21 protein-coding genes are annotated in these 23,494 nt (G+C 71.6%); 5 read left to right on the forward strand and 16 right to left on the reverse strand.

Features of this window, described 5'->3' with window-relative positions:
* Nucleotides 1-49: 49 nt before the first annotated feature.
* The 14 genes from DEJ19_RS15490 to infC form a co-directional block, all read right to left on the reverse strand.
* On the reverse strand, nt 50-748 hold the full coding sequence (locus DEJ19_RS15490; protein WP_111233688.1) for a DNA-3-methyladenine glycosylase: 699 nt from the start codon (nt 746-748) through the stop codon (nt 50-52).
* On the reverse strand, nt 745-2,181 hold the full coding sequence (argH, locus tag DEJ19_RS15495; RefSeq protein WP_071405137.1) for an argininosuccinate lyase: 1,437 nt from the start codon (nt 2,179-2,181) through the stop codon (nt 745-747). The genes DEJ19_RS15490 and argH overlap by 4 nt, the downstream gene beginning before the upstream one ends.
* 77 nt (nt 2,182-2,258) lie before the next feature.
* Nucleotides 2,259-3,455 carry an argininosuccinate synthase gene (locus DEJ19_RS15500; RefSeq protein ID WP_111047954.1) on the reverse strand — a complete coding sequence of 399 codons (1,197 nt, stop codon included), beginning with the start codon at nt 3,453-3,455 and terminating at the stop codon, nt 2,259-2,261.
* 18 nt (nt 3,456-3,473) lie between these two features.
* Entirely contained in the window at nt 3,474-4,397 is a 924-nt protein-coding gene (gene argF, locus DEJ19_RS15505) for an ornithine carbamoyltransferase (RefSeq protein ID WP_110865444.1), read from the reverse strand.
* Nucleotides 4,394-5,617 carry an acetylornithine transaminase gene (locus DEJ19_RS15510; protein ID WP_110865443.1) on the reverse strand — a complete coding sequence of 408 codons (1,224 nt, stop codon included), beginning with the start codon at nt 5,615-5,617 and terminating at the stop codon, nt 4,394-4,396. Before DEJ19_RS15510 ends, argF begins: the two co-directional genes overlap by 4 nt.
* The gene (gene argB / locus DEJ19_RS15515; RefSeq protein ID WP_071405141.1) at nt 5,614-6,666 is read right to left on the reverse strand and encodes an acetylglutamate kinase; all 1,053 of its coding nucleotides are present in this window, start codon (nt 6,664-6,666) and stop codon (nt 5,614-5,616) included. Before argB ends, DEJ19_RS15510 begins: the two co-directional genes overlap by 4 nt.
* Nucleotides 6,666-7,865: a bifunctional glutamate N-acetyltransferase/amino-acid acetyltransferase ArgJ gene (argJ, locus tag DEJ19_RS15520; RefSeq protein WP_111032408.1), complete on the reverse strand. Its 1,200-nt coding sequence runs from the start codon at nt 7,863-7,865 to the stop codon at nt 6,666-6,668. The genes argB and argJ overlap by 1 nt, the downstream gene beginning before the upstream one ends.
* Nucleotides 7,862-8,959 carry an N-acetyl-gamma-glutamyl-phosphate reductase gene (locus tag DEJ19_RS15525; RefSeq protein WP_111047952.1) on the reverse strand — a complete coding sequence of 366 codons (1,098 nt, stop codon included), beginning with the start codon at nt 8,957-8,959 and terminating at the stop codon, nt 7,862-7,864. The genes argJ and DEJ19_RS15525 overlap by 4 nt, the downstream gene beginning before the upstream one ends.
* Nucleotides 8,960-9,036: 77 nt before the next feature.
* Complete coding sequence (gene pheT, locus DEJ19_RS15530) at nt 9,037-11,529, reverse strand: phenylalanine--tRNA ligase subunit beta (RefSeq protein WP_111233687.1); 2,493 nt, start codon at nt 11,527-11,529, stop codon at nt 9,037-9,039.
* Nucleotides 11,529-12,569 (reverse strand): phenylalanine--tRNA ligase subunit alpha, encoded by a 1,041-nt coding sequence (pheS, locus tag DEJ19_RS15535; protein ID WP_111233686.1) that lies wholly within the window; start codon nt 12,567-12,569, stop codon nt 11,529-11,531. The genes pheT and pheS overlap by 1 nt, the downstream gene beginning before the upstream one ends.
* 96 nt (nt 12,570-12,665) lie before the next feature.
* Complete coding sequence (locus DEJ19_RS15540; protein ID WP_111233685.1) at nt 12,666-13,517, reverse strand: TrmH family RNA methyltransferase; 852 nt, start codon at nt 13,515-13,517, stop codon at nt 12,666-12,668.
* A 65-nt stretch (nt 13,518-13,582) separates the two neighbouring features.
* The gene (gene rplT, locus DEJ19_RS15545; RefSeq protein ID WP_017887975.1) at nt 13,583-13,966 is read right to left on the reverse strand and encodes a 50S ribosomal protein L20; all 384 of its coding nucleotides are present in this window, start codon (nt 13,964-13,966) and stop codon (nt 13,583-13,585) included.
* A 27-nt stretch (nt 13,967-13,993) separates the two neighbouring features.
* Nucleotides 13,994-14,188 carry a 50S ribosomal protein L35 gene (gene rpmI, locus DEJ19_RS15550; RefSeq protein WP_017887976.1) on the reverse strand — a complete coding sequence of 65 codons (195 nt, stop codon included), beginning with the start codon at nt 14,186-14,188 and terminating at the stop codon, nt 13,994-13,996.
* Nucleotides 14,189-14,248: 60 nt separating this feature from the next.
* Nucleotides 14,249-14,923, reverse strand: coding sequence for a translation initiation factor IF-3 (gene infC, locus DEJ19_RS15555; RefSeq protein ID WP_081827403.1), 675 nt, complete (start codon nt 14,921-14,923; stop codon nt 14,249-14,251).
* Between the two features lie 284 nt (nt 14,924-15,207).
* On the opposite strand from infC, the gene DEJ19_RS15560 reads away from it, so the two are divergent.
* A complete protein-coding gene (locus DEJ19_RS15560) occupies nt 15,208-15,558 on the forward strand; it encodes a DUF1844 domain-containing protein (RefSeq protein WP_027466553.1) in 351 nt (116 codons plus the stop codon).
* Nucleotides 15,559-15,633: 75 nt separating this feature from the next.
* Here DEJ19_RS15560 and DEJ19_RS15565 read toward each other — a convergent pair whose 3' ends face one another.
* Entirely contained in the window at nt 15,634-16,974 is a 1,341-nt protein-coding gene (locus DEJ19_RS15565) for a phosphotransferase (RefSeq protein WP_220035332.1), read from the reverse strand.
* Nucleotides 16,975-17,102: 128 nt separating this feature from the next.
* Here DEJ19_RS15565 and DEJ19_RS15570 point away from each other — a divergent pair, with 128 nt between their 5' ends.
* The 4 genes from DEJ19_RS15570 to DEJ19_RS15585 all read left to right on the forward strand — a co-directional run bounded on the left by DEJ19_RS15570 (nt 17,103) and on the right by DEJ19_RS15585 (nt 22,393).
* Nucleotides 17,103-18,575 carry a CHAD domain-containing protein gene (locus tag DEJ19_RS15570; protein WP_111233684.1) on the forward strand — a complete coding sequence of 491 codons (1,473 nt, stop codon included), beginning with the start codon at nt 17,103-17,105 and terminating at the stop codon, nt 18,573-18,575.
* 20 nt (nt 18,576-18,595) lie between these two features.
* Nucleotides 18,596-19,051 (forward strand): MaoC/PaaZ C-terminal domain-containing protein, encoded by a 456-nt coding sequence (locus tag DEJ19_RS15575; protein ID WP_110865435.1) that lies wholly within the window; start codon nt 18,596-18,598, stop codon nt 19,049-19,051.
* A gap of 90 nt (nt 19,052-19,141) precedes the next feature.
* Nucleotides 19,142-21,022: a glycoside hydrolase family 2 protein gene (locus DEJ19_RS15580; protein ID WP_111233683.1), complete on the forward strand. Its 1,881-nt coding sequence runs from the start codon at nt 19,142-19,144 to the stop codon at nt 21,020-21,022.
* A 150-nt stretch (nt 21,023-21,172) separates the two neighbouring features.
* Entirely contained in the window at nt 21,173-22,393 is a 1,221-nt protein-coding gene (locus tag DEJ19_RS15585; protein ID WP_181441578.1) for a putative hexosyltransferase, read from the forward strand.
* Nucleotides 22,394-22,409: 16 nt separating this feature from the next.
* On the opposite strand, the gene DEJ19_RS15590 is transcribed toward DEJ19_RS15585, so the two are convergent.
* Nucleotides 22,410-23,468 (reverse strand): amidase domain-containing protein, encoded by a 1,059-nt coding sequence (locus tag DEJ19_RS15590; protein ID WP_258370888.1) that lies wholly within the window; start codon nt 23,466-23,468, stop codon nt 22,410-22,412.
* Between the last annotated feature and the right edge of the window lie 26 nt (nt 23,469-23,494).

The following is a 23,494-nucleotide window of genomic DNA, read 5'->3' on the forward strand; positions in this document are numbered from 1 at the left end:
GGCGACGGACGTCCGGCAGGCGCGGCAGCCGGGAGGCCCGTGGCCGGGTTCACGAGTCGAGGGCGCCCTTGTGCCGCCGGTACGTCGAGACCGTGGGGTCACCCGTCAGCCAGAAGCGCCAGGGGTACCGCGCCCCGCCGGCGATGCCGCCGACGCCGGTGCGCGGGCCCCGGGAGATCCGCGGGACCGCAGCGCCCGCGGGCGGACCGGCCAGGGTCTCGGACAGGAGCTCGTCGATCACGTGGGCCGGTCCGGCAGAGGCGAGCCGGGCCTCCAGGCCGGGTGCCAGGGTGAGCTCGAACGGGCCGGACCCGTCGAGGAGCGACGTGCCGTCGTCCTGCCCGAGGACCGCTCCGAGCGCACCACCGAGGTTGCCGGGCCCGCGTGCCAGGGCGACGTCCGCGACCTTCGACCCGCGACGCGCTCGCGCGACGTCGAGTCCTTCGACGACCTGCGCACCGCGCAGCAGGGAGCCCGACGAGGTGCCGGCAGGCCCGCTCACGACGTTGACGCAGGTGTGGATGCCGTACGAGCGGTAGGCGTACAGCGTGCCGGGCGGACCGAACAGGTGGCGGTTGCGCTCCGTCATCCCCCGGTGACCGTGTGATCCGGGGTCGGTGGGGCCGGAGTAGGCCTCGACCTCGGTGATGCGGAGCGCCACGCCGCGCCCCGCGATCGTCGCACCGAGCAGGGCCGGCGCGGCGATCGGGGCGGGCTCGGCGAGCAGCGCGGCGATCCCCTCGGTCATCGCGAGAAGGGCGCGCCCTCGGCCAGGTCGCGGACGCGGCGGGTGACGGACGCGAGCTGCTCGGCGACCCGGTCGGGTGCGGTGCCCCCGACGCCGGAGCGCGATGCGACGCTGCCCTCGATGGTCAGGACGGCACGGACGTCGGGCGTGAGGTGCTCGGACACCGACCGGTACTCGTCGTCGGTCGGCTCGTCGAGCTCGATGCCGCGCTCCTCGCAGTACCGGACGAGCGCGCCGGAGACCTCGTGCGCATCCCGGAACGGGACCCCCTGGCGGACAAGCCACTCGGCGACGTCCGTCGCGAGCGAGAAGCCCTGCGGCGCGAGCTCGGCCATCCGGTCGGTGTCGAAGGTCAGGGTCGCGATCATGCCGGTGAACGCGGGCAGCAGGACCTCGAGCGTGGCGACGGAGTCGAAGACCGGCTCCTTGTCCTCCTGCAGGTCGCGGTTGTACGCCAGCGGCAGTCCCTTGAGGGTTGCGAGGAGCCCGGTCAGGTTGCCGATCAGACGCCCCGACTTGCCCCGGGCGAGCTCGGCGATGTCCGGGTTCTTCTTCTGCGGCATGATGCTCGAGCCGGTCGAGAAGGCGTCGTGGAGCCGGACGAAGCCGAACTCCTTCGTGTTCCAGAGGATGACCTCTTCCGACAGGCGCGAGACGTCGATGCCGATCTGCGCGAGGACGAACGCGAACTCGGCGACGACGTCACGGGCTGCCGTGGCGTCGATCGAGTTGTCCGCCGGACGGTCGAAGCCGAGCTCCGCGGCGATCGCGGCGGGGTCGAGGCCGAGCGAACTCCCTGCCAGCGCACCGGCACCGTACGGGCTGACGCTCGCGCGGCCGGCCCAGTCGCGGAGGCGCTCGAGGTCGCGGACGAGCGGCCAGGCGTGCGCGAGCAGGTGGTGGGCCAGGAGCACGGGCTGTGCGTGCTGCAGGTGCGTGCGCCCCGGCATGATCGCGGCCGGGTGCTCGGTCGCCTGCTGGGTGATCGCGTCGACGAGGTCGATCACGAGCCGGCCGATGCGCCGCCCGTGGTCGAGCATGTGCATGCGGCCGAGGGTGGCGATCTGGTCGTTGCGGCTGCGACCCGCGCGGAGCTTGCCACCGAGTTCGGGACCGAGGTCGGCGATGAGCAGGCGTTCGAGGGCGCCGTGGACGTCCTCGTCGGAGTCGTCGGGCTGCAGTGTGCCGTCGGCGTGCGCCGCTTCGAGCCGGTCGAGGCCGGCGAGCATCCGTTCGAGCTCGTCGGCGGTCAGGTAGCCCGCGGTGTGCAGCGCCCGGGCGTGGGCTCGGGACCCCGCGATGTCGTACGGCGCGAGCTGCCAGTCGAAGTGCGTCGACTTCGAGAGCGCGGCGAGGGCCGCACTCGGGCCGTCGGCGAAGCGGCCGCCCCAGAGGGCACCGGTGTTGGTGGCGTCGGTCTTCTCGTCGGTCATGTCGTCCTGCGTCGTTTCGTCGGTGCCCGGGTGAGGCTGGGGCCGCGGGCTGTTGGTCGGTGCGGGGCTGCTGTCGGTCAGTTCGCCGCGTCGCGGCGGGCGGAGATCTTGCTGGGCAGTGACCAGAGCTCGATGAACCCCCTGGACACGGACTGGTCGAACGCGTCGCCGGTGTCGGACGTCGCCAGGTCGAAGTCGTAGAGGCTCTGCTCCGACCGACGGCCCGTCACGGTGGCACGCCCGCCCTGCAGCCGCAACCGGACGTCGCCGGAGACGTGCTGCTGGGTGTGCTCCACGAACGCGTCGAGGCTGCGCTTGAGTCCGCCGAACCACAGGCCGTCGTAGACCAGGTCGGCCCACTCGGACTCGACGCCGCGTTTGAACCGGGCGACGTCGCGCTCGAGGGTGAGGCTCTCGAGCTCCTCGTGCGCGGCGATGAGCGCGATCGCGGCCGGCGCCTCGTAGACCTCGCGCGACTTGATGCCGACCACCCGGTCCTCGACGACGTCGATCCGCCCGACGCCGTGCTTGCCGGCGACCGCGTTGAGCTCCTGCACCATGCGCAGCACGCTGAACCGCTGCCCGTCGAGGGCGACCGGGACACCGCGGTCGAAGGTGATCGTGACCTCGTCGGCCTGCTGCGGGAGCGCCGGGTCCTGCGTGGTCGCGTAGAGGTCGTCGGCGGGGGCGGTCCACGGGTCCTCGAGGAGCCCGGTCTCGACCGCTCGGCCCCACACGTTCTGGTCGACCGACCACGGCTCCCGCTCCGAGTGCTGGATCGGCAGCCGGTGCTCCTCCGCGTAGGCGATGGCGCGGTCGCGGGTGAGGGCGAGGTCCCGCACCGGGGCGACGGTCCGCAGGTCCGGTGCGATCGCCGCGACGGCTGCTTCGAAGCGGACCTGGTCGTTGCCCTTGCCGGTGGAGCCGTGCGCGACGCTGTCGGCACCGAGTTGCTTCGCCGTCAGTGCGAGGTGCTTCGCGATGAGCGGGCGGCTCAGTGCCGAGACGAGCGGGTACCGCTTCTGGTAGAGCGCGTTGGCCCGGAGCGCCGGCACGATGTACTCGTCGGCGAACTCGTCCTTGGCGTCGACGACGAGCGACTCGACGGCGCCGCAGTCGAGCGCACGCTGCCGGACCGCCTCGAGGTCCTCGCCGCCCTGGCCGACGTCGACCACGAGCGCGACGACGTCCTTGCCGGTGGCGTCGCGCAGCCAGCCGATCCCGACGGAGGTGTCGAGACCGCCGGAGTACGCGAGGACGACGCGGTCAGCCACTGGTGATCGGTCCGTCGGCTAGTCGTTGGCGAGCAGCCAGGCCAGCAGCGCCTTCTGGGCGTGCAGACGGTTCTCCGCCTCGTCCCAGATGATGCTGCGGGGGCCGTCGATGACGTCGGCGGTCACCTCGAACCCGCGGTCAGCCGGCAGGCAGTGCATGAAGACGGCGTCGTCGGCGGCGTGCGCCATGAGCGCGTCGTCGACGCGGTACCCCGCGAAGGTGTCGAGGCGCGACTGCTTCTCGGACTCCTTGCCCATCGACACCCAGGTGTCGGTGACGACCACGTCGGCACCCGCGACCGCGGCCACCGGGTCGCTCACCACGAGGACGGAGCCGCCCGTCACGGCGGCGCGTTCCTCGGCGTCGGTGACGACCTGCGGCGACGGGGAGAACTCGGCGGGGGCTGCGACGCGGACGTGCATGCCCGCCGTCGCCCCGGCGAGCAGGTACGACTGCGCCATGTTGCTCGCACCGTCGCCGATGAATGCCACGGTCTGCCCGGCGAGGGCGCCGCGGTGCTCCCGGATGGTGAGCAGGTCGGCGAGGAGCTGGCAGGGGTGGAAGTCGTCGGACAGCGCGTTGACGACGGGGACCGTCGTGCCGGCGGCCATCTCCTCGAGCCCGGCCTGACCGTAGGTGCGCCACACGATCGCCGACACCATGCGCTCGAGCACGCGGGCGGTGTCCGACGGGGTCTCCTTGCCGCCGAGCTGGCTGTTCGCCGTCGAGATGATCAGCGGGCTGCCGCCGAGGTCGGAGATACCGACGTGGAAGGACACCCGGGTGCGGGTCGACGACTTGTCGAAGATCACCGCGACGCTCTGCGGACCGGCCAGCGGCTTCTCCGCCCAGCGGTCGGCCTTCATGCGGTCGGCGATGTCGAGGATCGCGGACTGCTCGGCCTGGCTCAGGTCGTCGTCACGGAGGAAGTGGCGGGTCATGCGGTGGGCTCCTGCGCTGCGGCGACGGCCGCGAGGCTCTGGGCGAGGATCGACAGGAACTCGTCGATCTCGGCGTCGGACACGATGAGCGGCGGCGCGATGCGCAGGCTCGACTCGTTGGGGGCGTTGATGATGAGGCCACGCTCGAGGGCGGCTGCGTTGACGGCCGGACCGATCGGACCGGTCAGACCGACGCCGATGAGCAGGCCGGTGCCACGGACCTCTTCCACCAGCGGGGAACCGATGGCGCGGATGCCGTCACGGATCCGCTCGCCCTTGACCACTGCGCCGGCGACGAGTTCCGCACGCTCGATCTCCTCGAGCACCGCGTTCGCGACGCGGGTGCCGAGCGGGTTGCCGCCGAAGGTCGACCCGTGCTGGCCGGCCGAGAACAGGTCGGACGCCCAGCCGAACGTGACGAGGGCGCCGATGGGGAAGCCACCGGCGATGCCCTTCGCGACGGTGATCGCGTCCGGCGTCACGCCGTGGCCCTGGAACGCGAACCAGTTGCCGGTCCGGCCGACACCCGTCTGGATCTCGTCGAGGATCAGCAGTGCGCCGTGCTCCGCGGTCAGTCGGCGTGCCGCCAGCAGGAAGCCCTCTGGCAGGTCGACCACGCCGGCCTCGCCCTTGATGGGTTCGAGGATCAGGGCGGCGACGGAGTCGTCGATCGACGCTTCGAGCGCCTCGATCGAGGTGTCGATGTGCTCGACACCCGGGATCATCGGCAGGAAGTCCTGCTGCAGCGCAGGCTTGCCGGTGAGCGCGAGGGCACCCATCGTGCGCCCGTGGAAGCCCTGCTTGAGCGCGAGGATCCGGGTCTTGGTGCCGTCCGCACCCTTGTTGAGGCGGGCCAGCTTGAACGCGGCCTCGTTCGCCTCGGCGCCGGAGTTGCCGAAGTAGACACGGCCGGCGTCGCCCGCACCGGTGATGCGCTTGAGGCGCTCGGCGAGTTCGAGCTGCGGCGGGGTGGCGAAGTAGTTCGACACGTGCACGAGCTTCGCGGCCTGGTCGGCGATCGCCTCCACCAGGGCGGGGTGCGCGTGGCCGAGCGAGTTCACCGCGATGCCGGCGAGGAAGTCGAGGTACTCGTTGCCGTCGACGTCCCAGACGCGGCAGCCCTGGCCACGCTCGAGCATGATCTTGGGCGGGGTCAGGGATCGCATGAGCGACGCCCCGAACCGGTCGTTCCAGGTCTCGGTCTGCGTCTCGGTGCTCACTGCTGGTGTCCCTTCTCGTCCGTACCCGCCACGTGCTGGCCGGTACTGCTGTCGATCGACGGCGACGCCACGCGACGGCCGATCTCGGCGTGGGTCATCTGGTTCTCGGTTCGTCGGCTCGGGTCCGGGATCACCTCGGTGCCCGCACCCCGCAGGGTGAAGACCTCGAGCAGGATCGAGTGCGGGATCCGGCCGTCGATGATCGTCGCACCGCCGACCCCGCCGACCACGGCGTCGAGGCACGCGGTCATCTTCGGGATCATCCCCGACTCGAGGCTCGGCAGGAGTTCGCGGAGCTCGTCGACGGCGATGAGGTCGACGATCGAGTCACGGTCGGGCCAGTTGCGGTACAGGCCGGGGACGTCGGTGAGCATCATGAGCTTCGAGGCCCGCAGCGCGATCGCCAGGGCACCCGCCGCAGCGTCCGCGTTCACGTTGAGTGCCTGGTCGGGGTGCGCGTCGTCGATCGCGATGCTCGAGACGACCGGGATCCGGCCGGCCTCGATCGCGGCGAGCACACCGGACGGGTCGACGTGGGTGATGTCCCCGACGTGGCCGAGGTCGTACTCCTGCCCGTCGACGACGACGCCCTTCTTCTCGCCGGTGAACAGCGAGCCGCCGTCGCCGAACACGCCGACGGCCAGGCCCTCGCCGTGTTCGTTCACCAAGTCGACGATCTCGCGGTTGACCTCGCCGGCCAGGACGTCGCGGACGACCGTGATCGCCTCGGTCGTCGTGACGCGGTAGCCGCCGCGGAACTCGGACTCGATGCCCTGTTCCTTGAGGGCGGCGGAGATCTGCGGCCCCCCGCCGTGCACGACGACGGGGTGCAGGCCGGCGTAGCGCAGGTAGACCATGTCCTCGGCGAAGGCGCGCTTCAGGTCCTCGTTCACCATGGCGTTGCCGCCGAACTTGACCACGACGACCTTGCCCGAGAAGCGCTTGAGCCAGGGCAGCGATTCGATGAGCGTCGCGGCCTTGACCGCGGCGAACTCGTGTTCTTCTTCCTTCGTGAGGGGCGTGCCGGCCCCGTTCGTGTCCGCCGCCATCAGCTGGAGTACGCGCTGTTCTCGTGCACGTAGTCGTGCGTGAGGTCGTTGGTCAGGATCGTGGCCGAGTGCGTGCCGACACCGAGGTCGATGCGCACGTGGGTGTCACGCGGGGTCAGGTCGACGGTGTCGCTCGGCTCATCGGGTGCGCCCGCGTGGCAGACCCGGACGCCGTTCATGCTGACGTCGACCGCGTACGGGTCGAACTCGGCGTCGGTCGTACCGATCGCCGCGAGCACCCGGCCCCAGTTCGGGTCGTTGCCGAAGACAGCCGCCTTGAACAGGTTGTTCCGGGCGACGCTCCGACCGACGGTCACGGCGTCGTCCTCCGTCGCGGCGTGCACGACCTCGATCGCGATGTCGTGGCTGGCACCCTCGGCGTCCTGCTGCAGCTGGCGGGCCAGATCGGCGCAGACCGCGGTCAGGGCCTCCTGGAAGTCACCGACCTCGGGCGTCACCCCGCTCGCACCCGACGACAGCAGCACGACGGTGTCGTTCGTGGACATGCAGCCGTCGGAGTCGACCCGGTCGAACGTGATGCGGGTGGCGGCGCGGAGCGCCTGGTCGAGCTGGTCCGGCGTCTGCACGGCGTCGGTCGTGATGACGACGAGCATCGTCGCGAGGCCCGGGGCGAGCATCCCGGCGCCCTTGGCCATGCCGCCGACGGTCCAGCCGTCCTCGGTCACGACGGACTGCTTGGCCTTCGTGTCCGTCGTCATGATCGCGGTCGCCGCGTCCGGGCCGCCGTCGCTGCTGAGTGCAGTGCTCGCCAGGTCGACGCCACGGAGCACGTTGTCGCGGAAGGTCTGGTCGCCGACACCGATGAGCCCGGTGGAGCAGACGACGACGTCGCCGGCTCCGATCCCGAGGGCGTCGCCCACGGCCTCGGCCGTCAGGTGCGTGGTCTGGAAGCCGAACGGGCCGGTGAAGCAGTTCGCGCCGCCGGAGTTCAGGACGACGGCACGAGCGACGCCGTCCCCGACGACCTGGCGGGACCAGATCACGGGGTGCGCCTGGGCCCGGTTGCTGGTGAAGACGGCGGCCACGGCCGCGTCGGGGCCGTCGTTGACGACGAGGGCCACGTCCGGCTTGCCGCTCGTCTTGAGGCCTGCGGTGACACCGGCGGCGCGGAAGCCCGCTGCCGCGGTGACGCCCTGGAGGCCCGGCTCGGTCTGGGTGGTCGTGCCTGCGTCGGTCACGGTGCGACTCCGTCCACGCTGAGGCCCGTGGTCTCGGGGAGACCGAGGGCGATGTTCGCCGACTGGACGGCGGCGCCGGCCGTGCCCTTGGCGAGGTTGTCGAGCGCGGTCACCGCGACGACGCGGCCGGCGGCCTCGTCGACGGCGATGCCGACGAGCGCGGTGTTCGCACCGATCGTGTCCGCGACCCGGGGGAACTCGCCCTCGGGCAGCAGGTGGACGAAGGGCTCGTCGGCGTACGCCTGCTCCCAGGCGAGTCGGACGTCGCGTGCGCTGACGCCGGGCGAGAGCTTCGCGGTGGTGGTCGCCAGGATGCCCCGCGACATCGGGACCAGGACCGGCGTGAACGAGATCGTCACGTCGGCGGCCCCCGCGACCTGCAGGTTCTGCTGGATCTCGGGGACGTGCCGGTGCGAGCCGCCGACGGCGTACGCGCTGGCGGACCCCATGATCTCGGAGGCCAGGTAGGTGGTGGCCAGCTTCTTGCCGGCACCGCTCGGGCCGACGCTGAGCACTGCGACGAGGTCGTCGGACTCGACGAGGCCGGCCTGGATGCCCGGCTGGATGCCGAGCGTCACCGCGGTGACGTTGCAGCCGGGGACCGCGATGCGCTTCGTGCCGACCAGGGCGGAACGCTGCTTGCCCTGCGACGCGATGTCGTCGACCTCGCGCCATTCATCGGCCGAACCCGGGGTGGGCGCCGCGAGCAGGAGCTCGGGCAGCCCGTAGGTCCACGCGCCGAAGTAGTCACCGCCGTAGAACCGCTCCCACGCCGCCGGGTCCGTCAGCCGGTGGTCCGCGCCACAGTCGATGACGAGCGTGTCGTCGCCGAGTTCCGCGGTGATCGCACCCGACTGGCCGTGCGGCAGCGCCAGGAAGACCACGTCGTGCCCGCGCAGCGTCTCGGCCGTCGTCTCCGCCAGCGTCAGGTGCGACAGTGAACGGAGGTGCGGCTGGGTCGCGATCAGGGGCTGTCCGGCGTTCGAGAACGCCGTCACCGTCCTGACCTCGAACTCGGGGTGGGCGGAGAGCACGCGCAGGAGCTCACCACCCGCGTAGCCGGAGGCTCCCGCCACGGCGACGGATACGGACATGGGATTCCACCTTTGGTCGGACTGGTCGTCGAGAGAGTCGGAGGCGGCGACCCCGGGCGGTGCTGATCCCGTGTGGGTCAGTCGCGCAGGGTCGCCCCGAATCGCTCGCCGGCACGTCGGACAGCGCCGTCACGGGCCTCGGTGGCCTCGGCAGCGGTCAGCGTGCGGTCCGTGGCACGGAAGCGCAGGGCGAACGTCAGGGACTTCTGTCCCTCGTCCACGCCGGAGCCCCGGTAGTCATCCACGAGCCGAGCATACTCCAACAGGTCTCCGGCGCCAGAGCGCACCGCATCCAGGACGTCACCGGCCGGCACACCGGAGTCGACGACGAGCGAGAGGTCCTGCGTGGCCGCCGGGTAGGAGACGATCGGCGCGACCGCGACGAGTTCCGGGGCAGCGGCGACGAGCGCGTCGAGGTCGAGCTCGACGACCGCCACCACCCGCGGCAGGACGGCGGCTTCGGCCAGTTCGGGCAGGAGCTCACCGGCGACGCCCACGACCCTGCCGTCGACGAGCAGCGACGCGGCACGGCCCGGGTGCAGGGACGGGTGGGTCGTCTGCGCGACGGTGAGTTCCACACCGACGGCCCGGGCGACCTGGCGAGCCGCATCGATCGCGTCGGCGATGCCGAACGGTTCTGCCGTGGTGCCGGGCTGCTTGACGACCCGGTGGCCGGTGAGCAGTGCGGCGACGTGGAAGGGCTGGGCGGGCAGGGAGGCGTCCAGCGCCTCGAGCGTCGCACGGTCGGGCCGGGCAGCGCCCGCCGGGACCTCGTCGGTGCCGAGGGTCACGCCCGTCACCGGCAGGAACACCCGGGACGTCTCGTACAGCGCGACGTCGACGAGGCCGCGCGACACGTTGCGACGGGCGGCGTCGACCAGCGCCGGCACACCGCTGCGGCGCAGGAGGTTCTGCGCGCTGTCCAGGGCGTTCGCGAGCACGACGCTCGGTCCGCCCTGCGGGTCGATCCCCGGGTAGGCGTCCTGCGTGGCCGCGGACACGAACGGCGCCGTGACGACCTCGGTCAGGCCCGCCGCGGCCAGCGCCGAGGCGACCCGACGACGAGCCTGCTGGTGTCGGGTCAGGCCCCGGCCGGACGGAGCGACCGGCAGCACGCTCGGGATCCGGTCGTAGCCGACGATGCGCGCGACCTCTTCGACGAGGGTGGTGTCGTCGGTCAGGTCGGGACGCCAGGTGGGCGGAGTGACCGCGAGCTGCTCGCCGTCGGCCTCGACCGTGGCGCCGATCGCGCGGAGCGTGTCGATGACCTCGGCGTCGGTGTACTCGACGCCGACGAGCTCGGCCGGACGCGAGAGCCGCATGGTCACGGTCGCCCGCGGCTCGGTGTCGACGAGCGTCGACCCGAGGGCGTCAGCGGTGCCGCCGGCGAGCTCGACGAGGAGTTCGACGGCACGGTTCGCCGCGGCCTCGGCCACCTGCGGGTCGACACCACGCTCGAAGCGACGGGATGCCTCGCTGGGGAGCTTGTGGCGACGAGCGGTGCGGGCGATCGAGACCTGGTCGAACCCGGCGGCCTCGATCAGGACGTCGGTCGTGCTCGCCGAGATCTCGGTGCGGGCTCCGCCCATGACGCCGGCGAGGCCGACGGGACCGTCGTCGTCGGTGATGACGAGGTCTTCGGGGTCGAGCTTCCGAAGGGCGCCGTCGAGGGTCTCGAGCGTCTCGCCAGCGGTCGCCCGGCGCACGCCGAGGCCGCCCGCGACGGTCTGCAGGTCGTAGCCGTGCAGCGGCTGGCCGAGCTCGAACATGACGTAGTTCGTGATGTCGACGGGCAGGGAGATGGAGCGCACCCCTGCCAGCGACAAGCGCGACACCATCCAGGACGGTGTCTTCGCGCCCGGATCGATCCCGCGCACGACGCGCGTGACGAACGTCGACGCTCCGGCCCGACCCCGGATCGGGGCCTGGTCGTCGATCGCGACCCGGAACCCCTCGGCCGCACGCGGCGCGACGCGGTCGACGGGGTCGTGGAAGCTGGCTCCGGTGGCGTGCGCGTACTCACGGGCGACCCCGCGCATGCTGAGGACGTAGCCGCGGTCCGGCGTGACGTTGATCTCGACCGCGGCGTCGTCGAGGCCGAGGAGCGCGATGGCGTCGGCACCGACGGTGGGGTCCATGCCGAGGTCGGCGAAGCGCACGATGCCGTCGTGCTCGTCGCCCAGCCCGAGCTCGCGGGCCGAGGCGATCATGCCGTCGGACACGTGCCCGTAGGTCTTGCGGGCGGCAATCGGGAACGGCCCCGGCAGGACCGCGCCGGGCAGCGTGACGACGACGAGGTCGCCGACGTCGAAGTTGTGCGCGCCGCAGACGATGCCGCGGGGCTCGGCTTCGCCGACGTCCACCTGGCACCAGTTGATGGTCTTGCCGTTCTTCTGCGGCTCGGGGACGCGCTCGAGGACCCGACCGACCACGATGGGACCGGTCAGGTCGAAGGTGTGGACGTCCTCTTCCTCGAAGCCGACCGACACGAGCGCCGCGTGGACGTGCTCGAGGGTGACGTCCTCGGGGAGGTCGACGGACTCACCGAGCCAACGGAGTGGGACGCGCATCAGACCACCGTTCCGAACTGCTGCGAGAAGCGGATGTCGCCCTCGAGGAAGTCACGCATGTCGTTCAGGCCGTTGCGGAACTGCAGCGTCCGCTCGATGCCCATGCCGAACGCGAAGCCCTGGTACTCGTCCGGGTCGATCCCGGCGGCACGCAGGACGTTGGGGTTCACCATGCCGCAGCCACCCCACTCGACCCACCGCGCGCCACCCTTGGCGTTCGGCTGCCAGACGTCCATCTCGGCGCTGGGCTCGGTGAACGGGAAGTAGTTCGGGCGGAGCCGGATCTGCGCCTCGGCGCCGAACATCTGCCGGGCGAAGTGCTCGAGCGTCCCGCGCAGGTGCGCCATCGTCAGGCCCTTGTCGATCGCGATGCCCTCGACCTGGGTGAAGACCGGCAGGTGCGTGGCGTCGAGCTCGTCGGCACGGTAGACGCGACCCGGCGCGATGACGTACAGCGGGAGGTCACGCGACAGCAGCGACCGCACCTGCACCGGCGAGGTGTGGGTGCGCATGACCAGGTGCCGGTCGACGGGCTCGACGAAGATCGTGTCCGCCATGGCCCGGGCCGGGTGGTCCTGGTCGAAGTTCAGCGCATCGAAGTTGAACCACTCGTGCTCGAGCTCGGGGCCTTCTGCCACTTCCCACCCCATGCCGACGAAGATGTCGGCGACGGCTTCGTTCAGCAGCGAGAGCGGGTGGCGGGAGCCGGTGGCGCGGTGGACCGGCAACGCGGTGACGTCGACGCGCTCGGCTTCGAGCCGTGCGTGTTCCTCGGCCACCGCGAGGACGGATTCCTGCTCGGCGATCGCCGCGTTCACCCGCCCACGGGCCTGCCCGACGAGCTTGCCCGCCGCGGCCTTCTGCTCCGGCGGCACACTGCGCATCGATGCGTTCATCCGCGCCAACGGTGACTGCTCACCGGTGTGCTCGGCCCTGGCCTGCTTCAGTTCGGCGACCGTCGTCGTGGCACGGACGGCGGCGAGGGCCGCGTCCACCGCCTCGGCGACGGCCGATTCGCTGATCTCGAGAGGTTCTGACACGAGACCCAAGCCTACCGGCCGTCGGGATACCACCCACCTGCACCGAGCGGACGGTGGATGACCGACGCCGACGACCGGCCTGGGGAGGGAGGAGCGTCAGCTCCGGAGCGCGAAGGCCGACTCGTACAGGCACACCGACGCAGCGGTGGCGAGGTTCATCGACTCCGCCTGCCCGTAGATCGGCACCTTGACGGCCCGGTCGACGAGCGCCAGGTCGTCGGCGGTGAGTCCGCGGGCCTCGTTGCCGAAGACCCACGCGGTCGGACCGTCGAGCATCCCCTCGGCGCGGACCACCGGCAGGTCGTCGCCGGAGACGTCCGCCGCGAGCACCGTGTAGCCGAGGGCCTTCGCCCGCTCGATCGTGTCCGCCAGGGTCACGCCGACGGACACCGGGACGTGGAACAGGGACCCGGTCGTCGACCGGACGACCTTCGGGTTGTACGGGTCGACCGAGCGTCCGGTCAGCACCACCGCGTCGGCGCCGGCCGCGTCGGCAGCCCGGATGATCGTGCCGGCGTTCCCCGGGTCCCGCACCTCTTCGAGGATGGCGACCAGTCCGGGCAACGCGGCCTGCTCGTCGGACGCATCACGGGCCTCCTGCTCGGCGGCGGCGGCATCGCGGTCCGGGAAGACGTCCTTCACCGACGTCGGGAACTGCTGGCACACCGCCACCACGCCCTGCGGGGTGACCGTGTCGGCCATCGCGTCGAGCACCTGCTCGGTCACGAACCAGGTGTCCACCGGCGCGTCGTCCAGCCCGTAGCGGGCTGCGGCGGTCGGCGTCACGTAGAGCTCGCGCAGGAGCTCCGGGGCGTACTCCAGGGCTTCGCGGACGGCTTGGGGTCCTTCCAGCAGGAACAGGCCGGTCTCGGCCCGGACGTCCTTCTTGGCCAGGGCCGCAACGGCCTTCACGCGTCCGGCACGGGGGTTCTCGAGGAGATCGCTCACGACCCAAGTCTAGGAACGACGAAACCCCCGCCGTGCGGCGGGGGTTTCGCGAGCAGAAGAACTGACTACGCAGCCTTCGGGGCCGAGGTGTCGGCCGGGAGGGCCTTCTTCGCGGTCTCGACGAGCGCGGTGAAGGTCTCGGGGTTGTTCACCGCGAGGTCGGCGAGGATGCGACGGTCGACCTCGACGCCGGCCAGGTTGAGACCCTGGATGAGGCGGTTGTAGGTCAGGCCGTTCGCACGGGACGCAGCGTTGATGCGCTGGATCCACAGGCGACGGAACTCGCCCTTCTTCGCGTGACGGTCGCGGTACGCGTAGACGAGGGAGTGGGTGACCTGCTCCTTGGCCTTGCGGTACAGGCGCGAACGCTGGCCGCGGTAGCCCTCGGCGCGTTCGAGGATGACGCGGCGCTTCTTGGCGGCGTTGACCGCTCTCTTTACTCGTGCCATTGCACTATTCCTTTACGATCCGGGGGCTCAGTGGCCGAGGAGCTTCTTGACGTTCTTCGCGTCACCCTTGGAGAGGACCTGGTCCTCGTTCAGGCGGGCCTTGCGCTTGGAGCTCTTGACCTCGAGGTTGTGACGCATACCGGCCTGCTGCTTCATGATCTTGCCGGTACCGGTGACCTTGAAGCGCTTCTTCGACCCGGAGTGGGTCTTCTGCTTGGGCATGGTGGTGCCTTTCCGTGGGATGGATGGGGGGCCGCGTCGTTGCGGGTTCGGTCCGGGGACCTATTCGGCCGCGGCGTCCGTGGATTCCGCAGCTGCCTCGGACGTGGAACCGGCCTCGGCCTCGTCCTTGCCCTTCGCGGCGTGCTCGGTGGCACGACGCTCGGCCTTCTGTGCAGCACGCTTGGCGTTCTGCTCGCCCTTGACGTCGGACTTGTTCTTGAGCGGGGCGATGATCATCGTCATGTTGCGACCGTCCTGGGTCGGACGCGACTCGACGACACCGAACTCGGCGATCTCTTCCGCGAACTTCTGGAGGAGACGGACACCCTGCTCCGGACGCGACTGCTCGCGGCCACGGAAGAGGATCATCGCCTTCACCTTGTCGCCGCCGAGGAGGAACCCCTCGGCGCGCTTGCGCTTCGTCTCGTAGTCGTGCACGTCGATCTTCAGGCGGAAACGGACCTCTTTCAGGTCCGTGTTCACCTGGTTGCGACGGGCTTCCTTGGCCTTCTGAGCGGCCTCGTACTTGAACTTGCCGTAGTCCATGATCTTGGCCACGGGCGGCTTCGAGTTCGGCGCGACCTCGACCAGATCCAGTTCGGCTTCCTGCGCGAGACGCAGTGCCATGGCGATCGGGACAACGCCGACCTGCTCACCCTGCGGACCGACGAGTCGGACTTCGGGAACGCGGATTCGGTCGTTGGTACGGGGATCGGTGATGCGGAGCTCCTTCAATCAGGTGGTGGCCGTCCGGGGCGTTTGCCCTGGACGACAGCACGAGAGAGGAGATCTGACGCACGGGATGTCGACCCGTTCGGCAGCCGCCCTGCATCGGATCCGTGGGATCCGACCGACGGGTGCAACACGTGCACTCGCGGAGCGGTGGTGACCCGGTAGCCTGGTGGAACGCGGCCGCGGGTGGGAGAGACTCCTCTTTCGTGACACCGTCCGGATGTGATCAGAAAATCTGATGGCACTCGGACAGCATCTGCCGCGGGCAAGCCTAGCAGAGGAGCACCGTGAGCGACACCCCGATCGACGACACCGGCATCGACGCCGCCAGGGACATCGCGGAGGTGCCTGCGGTCGAACTCATCAACACCGTCGCGGTGCACCTGCTCAGTGCCGCGGCCGTGAAGGTCGGCCTGGCAGACGACCCGCAGGAGCAGACCGACCTGGACGAGGCGCGGAAGCTCATCACCGCGCTGGCCGGCCTGGTCACCGCAGCCGCGACCGAGATCGGCGACCACCACGCCCGTCCGCTCCGCGACGGGCTGCGTTCGCTGCAGCTCGCCTTCCGCGAGGCGTCGGCGATCCCGGACCCGATCGGTGCCGGACCGGGCGAGAAGTACACGGGTCCCGTCAACTAGACGACGTCACCCGATGACGGACGGGAGGCCCGTGGCGGTGTCGCCACGGGCCTCCCGTCCGTTCGTGGGTCGCGGTCAGGACCCGCTGTCGCCGACCAGGCGCGCGACGGCCGTGAGCGGGATGCCGACCCAGTCGGGTCGGTTGCGGGTCTCGTAGACGACCTCGTAGACCGCCTTGTCGAGTTCGAAGGCGTCGAGCAGCGCGCTGTGGGCGGCGAGGTCCGCACCGGTGCCCCGCTGGTAGCCCTCGAGGAAGCGTGCCCGCGCCTCGGCCGCCCAGGCGGCCGCGTCGACCGGTTCGGCGTCGTGCGCCAGCGCACCAGCGACGTAGTCGAACGAGCGGAGCATGCCCGCGACGTCGCGCAGGGTGACGTCCGGGAGCGAGCGTTCGTCGAGGGGGCGGAGGGGTTCGCCCTCGAAGTCCAGGAAGACCCAGCCACGGGGATCCGGTGCCGACAGGACCTGTCCGAGGTGCAGGTCACCGTGGATGCGCTGCAGGTCCGGCCACGTCGCGTCGGCGGCACGGGCGTAGACCGCGCGGACGGCGTCGGCGTGGTCGGCGACGGCCGGGGCCTCGCGGGCGGCGGTGTCGAGTCGCGCGTGCATCGTCGCGACGGCGGCGTCCCGTCGGGGTGCGTCTGCCGGTTCCGTCGGCAGCGCTCCGGCCAGGGTGCGGTGCACGTCGGCGAGCGCGGTGCCGAGCTGCTCGGCGCGATCACCGAACGGGGTACCGGCCTGCGCCTCCTGCAGGGCGACGCGCCAGGCGTCGTCGAGCCCGGGGAGGAACTCCTGGGCGAAGGCGAGGTGACCCGTCGCCGTGCCGTCCGGGCGTCCGACGTCGGGCCAGTCGGCGCGGAGGGCGCCGTAGACCCGCGGTACGCGCGTGCTGCCCGCCGCCGTGAGCGCGAGCTGCGTGGTCACGTCGGGGTTGTCGCCGTGGTGCAGCACGCGGAAGACCTTGATGATGACGCGGTCGCCGGACTCGGTGTCGCAGATGACCGACGTGTTGGACTGCTCACCCGTCAGGACGCGGGCCGCGGTGACCCGGCCGATCGGGCTGAGGCTGTCCGGTGCCGCGTCGATGCGTGCGGCGAGTGCCGACACCCACGCGATGTCGGTGGTCGCGTCGACGACCGCGCCGTCGGGGGCACTGGTGATCGGTGACTGGTAGAGGACGGGGACCACGGGGGCCTCGTCGAGCACCAGCCGGGTCCCGTCGTCGGTCGAGATCGTCCGGAGGCGTGGCACGGACCCCTTCGAGGCGTACCAGCGGCGGTCGGCGATCCAGGACTCGAGGTCGCGGTCGCTCGGCGTGCTGGCGTCCGGGGCGCTGGTGTCGGGGGCGCTGGCGTCTGCGCGGGTGTCTGCGCTCGTGTCTGCGCGGGTGTCGGGGGCGCTGGGTGCTCCGTCGCTCATGCAGCGGAACCTACGCGCCGGGGCCTGGCGAGGTGCCGAGTCCCCCACAGGACGGGCCGGGGAGCGCTCCGTCCACAGAACCCCGCTGCCCCCGGTCTGACACGGGTGCGCCGGACGACACTTGCGGCATGCCCCGATCCGCTGCCGCTCCTGCCTCCGCCGCTGACGCTGCACCTGCGCTCCCCGACCCCCGCCGGACCTGGCGGATCCTCGACGACCGCAGGCTCCCCGCACTCGAGCCGTTCGCCGCCGACGTCCGCCGTCACGAAGCGGTGACGGTGCGCGAGACGGTGTGGGACTCCGACGACCGGGTGCTCGCCGCCGAGGGTGTCGTGCTCACACGCTCGCCGGACGGCACCTGGACGATCGACCGGGGCGCCCACGGGGTCGGTCCGGAACCGCTCGACGCTGCGTCCGACGGTCCCCCACGCGACGCCGTCGAGGTGTTCCTGCGTGGTCGTCCACTGCGGACCGTCCTGGTCCGTGACACCACCACGACGCTCGTGACCCTCCGCGGCAGGGACGGCCGGGTGCGGGCCGAGGTCGCCGACGTGCGCGTGGACGACGGCGACCCGGACACCACCGTGCTGCGGTCGTCGCGGTGGTGGGCCCTGACGGACGACGGACGCGACGGCGCCACGGAACGAGCGGCCGAACGAGCGCTGCACGACGCGGCGACCGATCCGGTGGACGTCTCGTCGGTTCCGCTCCCCCGCGGCCCCGAGCCCGCCCCGGAGCGCCGACGCGGCCGAGCGAAGCGCCCCCGGTCGGACACCGCCGCCGGGTTCGTCCTGCGGGTGCTCGATGCCCTGCGGCGTGACCTCGTCGCGGTGGATCCCCGGGTACGGGCCGACGAGCCCGAAGCCGTGCACGACCTGCGGAAGGTGCTGCGCCGCCTGCGGAGTGTGCTCGCGGCGTTCCGCGGCGCGCTCGACCGCCAGGCGACCGAGGAGCTTCGTGCCGCCCTGGCCGAGACCGGACGGATCGCCGGGACCGCTCGCGACGCCGAGGTGCTGCACGCCGGCCTGTCCCGGTCGGCGGCCGACGCCCCCGACGGGTACGTGGACACCGAGACCCTGGACCGCATCGGCGCCGAGACCGCGGAACGTCGCAGCGTCGCCGCTGCTGAACTCCGGCGAGCGCTGCGCTCCGACGCCTGGTTCCGGACACTCGATGCCCTCGACGACCTGCTGCTGCGGGCACCGGCCGGCCCGCACGCTGACGACGACGCGGCCACGTTCGCCGCCCGGCGCATCCGGCACGAGCGGGCACGCGTCGGTCGGCTGCTGGGTGATCCGAGCGATGACCTCGACACCCTGCACGAGGTCCGGAAGGCCGCGCGCCGGTTGCGCTACGCCCTGCAGGCGGCCGGTGACGTGCCCGACGTCGGGAAGCGCCGGCTCGGTCGACTGCGACGGGTGCAGGAGACCCTCGGCGAGACGCTCGACGCCGCGCACGCCGCCGATGCGTACCGACGGCTGGCAGGCGTGGCAGCGCAGCACGGCGAGGACACGTTCGGGTACGGCGTCCTGGCGACGACCGAGCAGACGGCCAGCACGCAGGGCCTGCACCGATCGCGGAAGCTGCTCGCGCGGCTCTGACCGGGTGCGAGAATCGGGCCGTGCCGCACTACTTCGAGGACCTCGCTGCCGGACAGACCTTCACCACGCCGGGGCGCACCATCACCGAGGCGGACGTGGTGTCGTTCGCCTCGTGGACGAACGACAACAACCAGGTGCACACGGACGTCGAGTTCGCGGGGAAGACCCGGTACGGGCAGCGGATCGTGCACGGGCTGCTCGGCACCTCGCTGTGCCTCGGGCTCATCGCGCGCACGGGCGTGTTCGAGGGGTCCGCGGTGGCACTGCTCGGGATCGACCAGTGGCGGTTCACCGAGCCCGTGTTCATCGGCGACACCGTGACCTGCACCGTCGAGGTCCTCGGCACCCGGCTGACGAGCTCGGGGACGACCGGGATCGTCGAACGAGCAGTGGCCCTGCGGAACCAGCACGGCGTGATCGTCCAGCAGGGACGGATGGACGTCATGGTGCTCACGCGCGACGCCGCGATCGGCTGAGCGACCACTCGACGAGCGCCCCACGGAACCTGCTCCGCGCAATCCCGACTCCCTCTTTACAACGATGTACCAGCACGGGAGCATGGACGCATGAGCACGCTCGACGGCATCGTGGCCGCACCTGACTCCGCTTCCGCCCCCGGCCTCCCCCTCGCTTCGCGGCAGGACGGCACGTACCCCCGGCCGCAGATGCTCCGCACCGCCTGGGCCGACCTCGACGGCACGTGGTCGTTCCGGAACGACGGCGACGACGACGCCTGGCGCACCGGCTTCACCGACGCCCGGGACATCGTCGTCCCGTTCCCGCCCGAGTCCCCGGCCTCGGGCATCGACGAGCCCGGATTCCACCCGGTGGTCTGGTATTCCCGCGCGATCACCCGCTCGGAGCTCGACGCCGCCGGGTTCGGCACCGGCGCGCCTCGGCTCGTGCTGCACTTCGGTGCCGTCGACCACCGTGCCCGCGTCTGGATCGACGGGCAGTTCATCGGCGGGCACGAGGGCGGCCACACCCCGTTCTCCTTCGACGTCACCGAGGCGCTGACCACCGACCCCGACGCCGTGCACACCCTGGTGGTCCGCGCCGAGGACGACCCGCACGACCTGACCCAGCCGCGCGGCAAGCAGGACTGGCACGAGGACCCGCACGCGATCTGGTACCGCCGGACCACCGGGATCTGGCAGACGGTCTGGCTCGAGGCCGTGCCGACCGCCTCGATCGCGTCCCTGCGCTGGACGAACGTCGACCACGCGACCATGCGCCTGACCGTCCGGCTCGACGGTCACCGCACCGGCGGCGAGCGCCTGCGCGTCGAGGCCCGCTGGGACGACCGCGACGAGCACCTCGCCACGGTCGAGACCACCGTCGGCGAGACCGGGGACGAGTTCGACGTGGTCGTGCCGATCGCGCGGCAGACGAACGGGCAGGCCGAGGACGAGCTGCACTGGACGCCGGACACGCCCCGGCTGATCGACGCCACGGTCACGCTGCTGCCACGCTCCGGCAACGGCACGACGGTGGGCACGGGCGCGCTCGACGCCGTCGCCAGCTACTTCGGGATCCGGACGGTCGGGGTCGACGGCGGCGCGTTCCTGCTCAACGGCCGACGCCATGACGTCCGCAGTGTCCTGAACCAGGGCTACTGGCCCGAGTCGCACATCGCCGCCCCGTCCCGCCAAGCACTCCGCCGCGAGGTCGAACTCATCAAGGAGCTCGGCTTCAACGCGGCCCGCAACCACCAGAAGATCGAGGACCCGCGGTTCCTGTACTGGGCCGACCGGCTCGGACTCATGGTGTGGGGCGAGGCCCCCGGCGCCTACGCGTTCTCCCCCCGCGCCGTGCAGCGTCTGATGCGTGAGTGGATGGACGCTGTCGAGCGTGACGCCTCGCACCCGTCGATCGTCACGTGGGTGCCCGCCAACGAGAGCTGGGGTGTGCAGCACATCGCCACCGACCCGGCCCAGCAGGCCTACGCCCGGGCCCTCGCCGACGTCACGCGGGCGTTGGACCCGACGCGTCCGGTGATCTCGAACGACGGGTGGGAGCACACGAACTCCGACATCGTCACGATCCACGACTACGAGGGCGACGGACCCCGGCTCGCGGCCACCTACGCGGACGAGACCGCACGGACCCGACTCCTCGGTGGGATCGGCCCGGCGGACCGCCGCATCCTCGTCGGCGGCGCCGAGGACCTCGGCCAGCCGGTGATGCTCACCGAGTTCGGCGGCGTGAACTACCAGCCCGGCGTCCAGCGCGAGGACGGCTGGGGGTACACGTCGGCCACTGACGGCGACGACTGGGTCGCTCGGATCACCGCGCTGTACGACGCGATCCGCGCGAGCTCGTTCCTCGCCGGGTCCTGCTACACGCAGCTCACCGACACCATGCAGGAGACGAACGGCCTGCTCAACGCAGACCGCTCCCCGAAGGTCCCGATCGAGCAGATCCGTTGCGCGGTCACGGGGCGCTAGCCGGGAGGCCCGCACTTCGTGAGCAGGAATGGTCGGGTCCGGCAGGCGGACCCGACCATTCCTGCTCACGATGCACACGGGTTGCCTCGCGCCGGGCGGGTGGCGGCCCGCGATGCGGGGCGCGGCCTGCGATCTGGGAGGATCGGGCGGGTGACGAGCGTGGCGGAAGCGAGCCGGGCCTCCAGGCGGGGGTTCCGCAGCCTGCTGACCGGACGGCGCAGCGCCTGGACCGCACCGCTGCTGATCTGGGCGGGCTCGCGGGTCGTCAGCACGGTGCTGCTGGCGACCGTGTACCTGCTGGCGACCGCGAACGGCTGGGCGTTCGCCTCGTACCGACAAGATCCCTCGTTCTTCACGTTCTCGGGCTCGTGGGACGCGTCGTTCTACCGGATCATCGCCGAGCACGGGTACCCGGCGACGCTGCCGGTCGACGACTCCGGGCACGTCCTGCCGAACACGTGGGCGTTCCTGCCCGTCTTCCCCGCGGTCGTGCGGCTCCTGATGACGCTGACCGGCGCCTCGTTCTGGGTCGCCGGGGTCGTGGTGGCGTCGATCGCCGGAGCGGGCGCCTGCGTGCTGCTGTACCGGCTGGTGCTCGCCGTCGGGTGCTCGCACCGGGCCCGCTGGGCGACAGCCCTGTTCGCGTTCGCGCCGACGGGGTTCCTGCTGCAGGTCGCCTACGCGGAGAGCCTGCTGCTCGTGCTGCTGTTCGGCGCGCTGCTGGCGCTGGTGCGGCGTCGGTACTGGCTGATCGCGCCGCTCGGTGTCGTGGCGGCGTTCACGAAACCCGGGGTCCTCGCGCTGGCGCTGGCACTGGCCGTGCACCTGGTCCTGCGGTGGGTGGCCTGGCGCCGGCAGCAGGACGCGTTCCCGTGGCGGGACCGGATCGCGATCGTGGTGGCCGGCCTGGTCGTCGCGGCTGCGGGACTTGCGTGGCCCGTCATCGCGACGGCCGTGACCGGGCGACCGAACGCGTACCTGGACACGGAGCTGTCGTGGTGGGTGGGGTTCGTCGGGCGGCAGCACTTCGCGCCGCTGACGCCGTGGTTCACGATGGCGTCGACGTGGCTCGGGCCGCTCGGCATCGTGCTCGTCGTCGTGGTGCTCGCCGGCGCGGTGTGGTTCTTCTCGCGCAGGAGCACCCGGGCCCTGGGTACCGACGTCCTCGCGTTCACAGCCTCCTACGGGCTGTACCTGGTGGCGGTGTTCCTGCCGCAGCAGTCGTTGCCGCGGTTGCTCATGCCGATGGCGCCGCTGCTCGGCTCGGACGTGTTCGTGGGGACACGGCGGCGGGCGGTGACGTGGCTGGTCGTCGGGGTGTGCCTGCAGCCGCTCGCCATCGTGTTGCTGTGGTTCCTCGGGTACCCGTGAGCGGTGCTGGGCAGCGCTACGCGTCGAACGTGTGGAACCAGGCCGATCCGCCGGGGTGCTGCACCGTGATCATCTCGTCGAGGTCGCGGTAGGGGCCGTCCTGGTTGTGGCTCGCCGACTTGATGCGGATGGTGCCGTCGGGTTCGGTGAAGACCTCGGACACGATGGTGGTGTGGTCCGGTGACCCGTTTGCGTTCCAGTCGAAGAACACGATGTCGCCGACCTTCACCTTGTCGCGCTCGTCCGACGACCGCCGGGTGAGCCCGAACTCCGCCGCGTTGGTCTCGAGCCACGGGTCCATCGTCGGGCAGTAGGTCCACGTCGCACTGTGCTCGGCACCGGCCGCGCGGTTGTACCAGTCGGACCGCTGCTCCCACCCGCGGGCGATGAGCGTCTGGCTGACGTAGTTCGCGCAGTCGCCGCCGATCGGGTTCATCGTGCCGTACTCGGCGAGGTTGTAGTCCTTCCAGTACCGCATCGCGTAGGCGAGCTGCCGGTCGACGTCGGTCAGTGCGGCGTAGGCCAGGGTGGTCGAGGCGACCGCGCTGCCCGCAGCGGGCGTCGCGGCGGCGGTCGGGGTCGGCGTGGTCGTCGCGGTGTCCTGGGTGGCGCCGCTCTGCCCGTCGTTCGCGGCGCTGCCGTTGCCGTCAGAGGACTGGTTCGCCGACGCGGTGGGCTCGATCACCGAGGTGAAGAGCGCGACGTCGGCGTCACCGGCCGTGTACATCGCCTGGTGCGGGGCCGTGAAGGTCACCTTCGACGCGGTCGCCGTGACGTCGCGCGCAGCAACACCGCCGACGGTGACGCCCTTGACGGCGGCGAGTCCGGTCCCCGTCACGGTGATCGTGACGCCACCGGCGAGCGGGACCTGCGCCGGAGTGACGGCCTTCGCGACGGGCTTCGCCGTCGGGGTGGACGATGCGTCCCCACCCCCGGAGCTCCCACGCCCGCCGCCCGAGCCCTTGCCCGAGTCGCCGCCCTTGTCGCTGCCGGAAGAGCACGCCGCGACGGCGAGCCCGATCCCGGCGACGCCGGCGAGGGACAGGAGTGCGCGGCGGTTCATCGAGGCAGTCATGACACGACCAGCGTAAGCGACACCTC

This window comes from Curtobacterium sp. MCSS17_016, assembly GCF_003234255.2.
GTDB classification, from domain to species: Bacteria; Actinomycetota; Actinomycetes; order Actinomycetales; family Microbacteriaceae; genus Curtobacterium; species Curtobacterium flaccumfaciens.

Coding starts and splice junctions, on each gene's coding strand:
- DEJ19_RS15490 (WP_111233688.1), bottom strand. CDS start 748: ATGACCGAGGGGATCGCCGCGCTGCTCGCCGAGCCCGCCCCGATCGCC.
- argH (WP_071405137.1), bottom strand. CDS start 2,181: ATGACCGACGAGAAGACCGACGCCACCAACACCGGTGCCCTCTGGGGC.
- argF (WP_110865444.1), bottom strand. CDS start 4,397: ATGACCCGCCACTTCCTCCGTGACGACGACCTGAGCCAGGCCGAGCAG.
- argB (WP_071405141.1), bottom strand. CDS start 6,666: ATGGCGGCGGACACGAACGGGGCCGGCACGCCCCTCACGAAGGAAGAA.
- DEJ19_RS15525 (WP_111047952.1), bottom strand. CDS start 8,959: ATGTCCGTATCCGTCGCCGTGGCGGGAGCCTCCGGCTACGCGGGTGGT.
- pheT (WP_111233687.1), bottom strand. CDS start 11,529: ATGCGCGTCCCACTCCGTTGGCTCGGTGAGTCCGTCGACCTCCCCGAG.
- rplT (WP_017887975.1), bottom strand. CDS start 13,966: ATGGCACGAGTAAAGAGAGCGGTCAACGCCGCCAAGAAGCGCCGCGTC.
- rpmI (WP_017887976.1), bottom strand. CDS start 14,188: ATGCCCAAGCAGAAGACCCACTCCGGGTCGAAGAAGCGCTTCAAGGTC.
- DEJ19_RS15565 (WP_220035332.1), bottom strand. CDS start 16,974: ATGAGCGACGGAGCACCCAGCGCCCCCGACACCCGCGCAGACACGAGC.
- DEJ19_RS15570 (WP_111233684.1), top strand. CDS start 17,103: ATGCCCCGATCCGCTGCCGCTCCTGCCTCCGCCGCTGACGCTGCACCT.
- DEJ19_RS15580 (WP_111233683.1), top strand. CDS start 19,142: ATGAGCACGCTCGACGGCATCGTGGCCGCACCTGACTCCGCTTCCGCC.
- DEJ19_RS15590 (WP_258370888.1), bottom strand. CDS start 23,468: ATGACTGCCTCGATGAACCGCCGCGCACTCCTGTCCCTCGCCGGCGTC.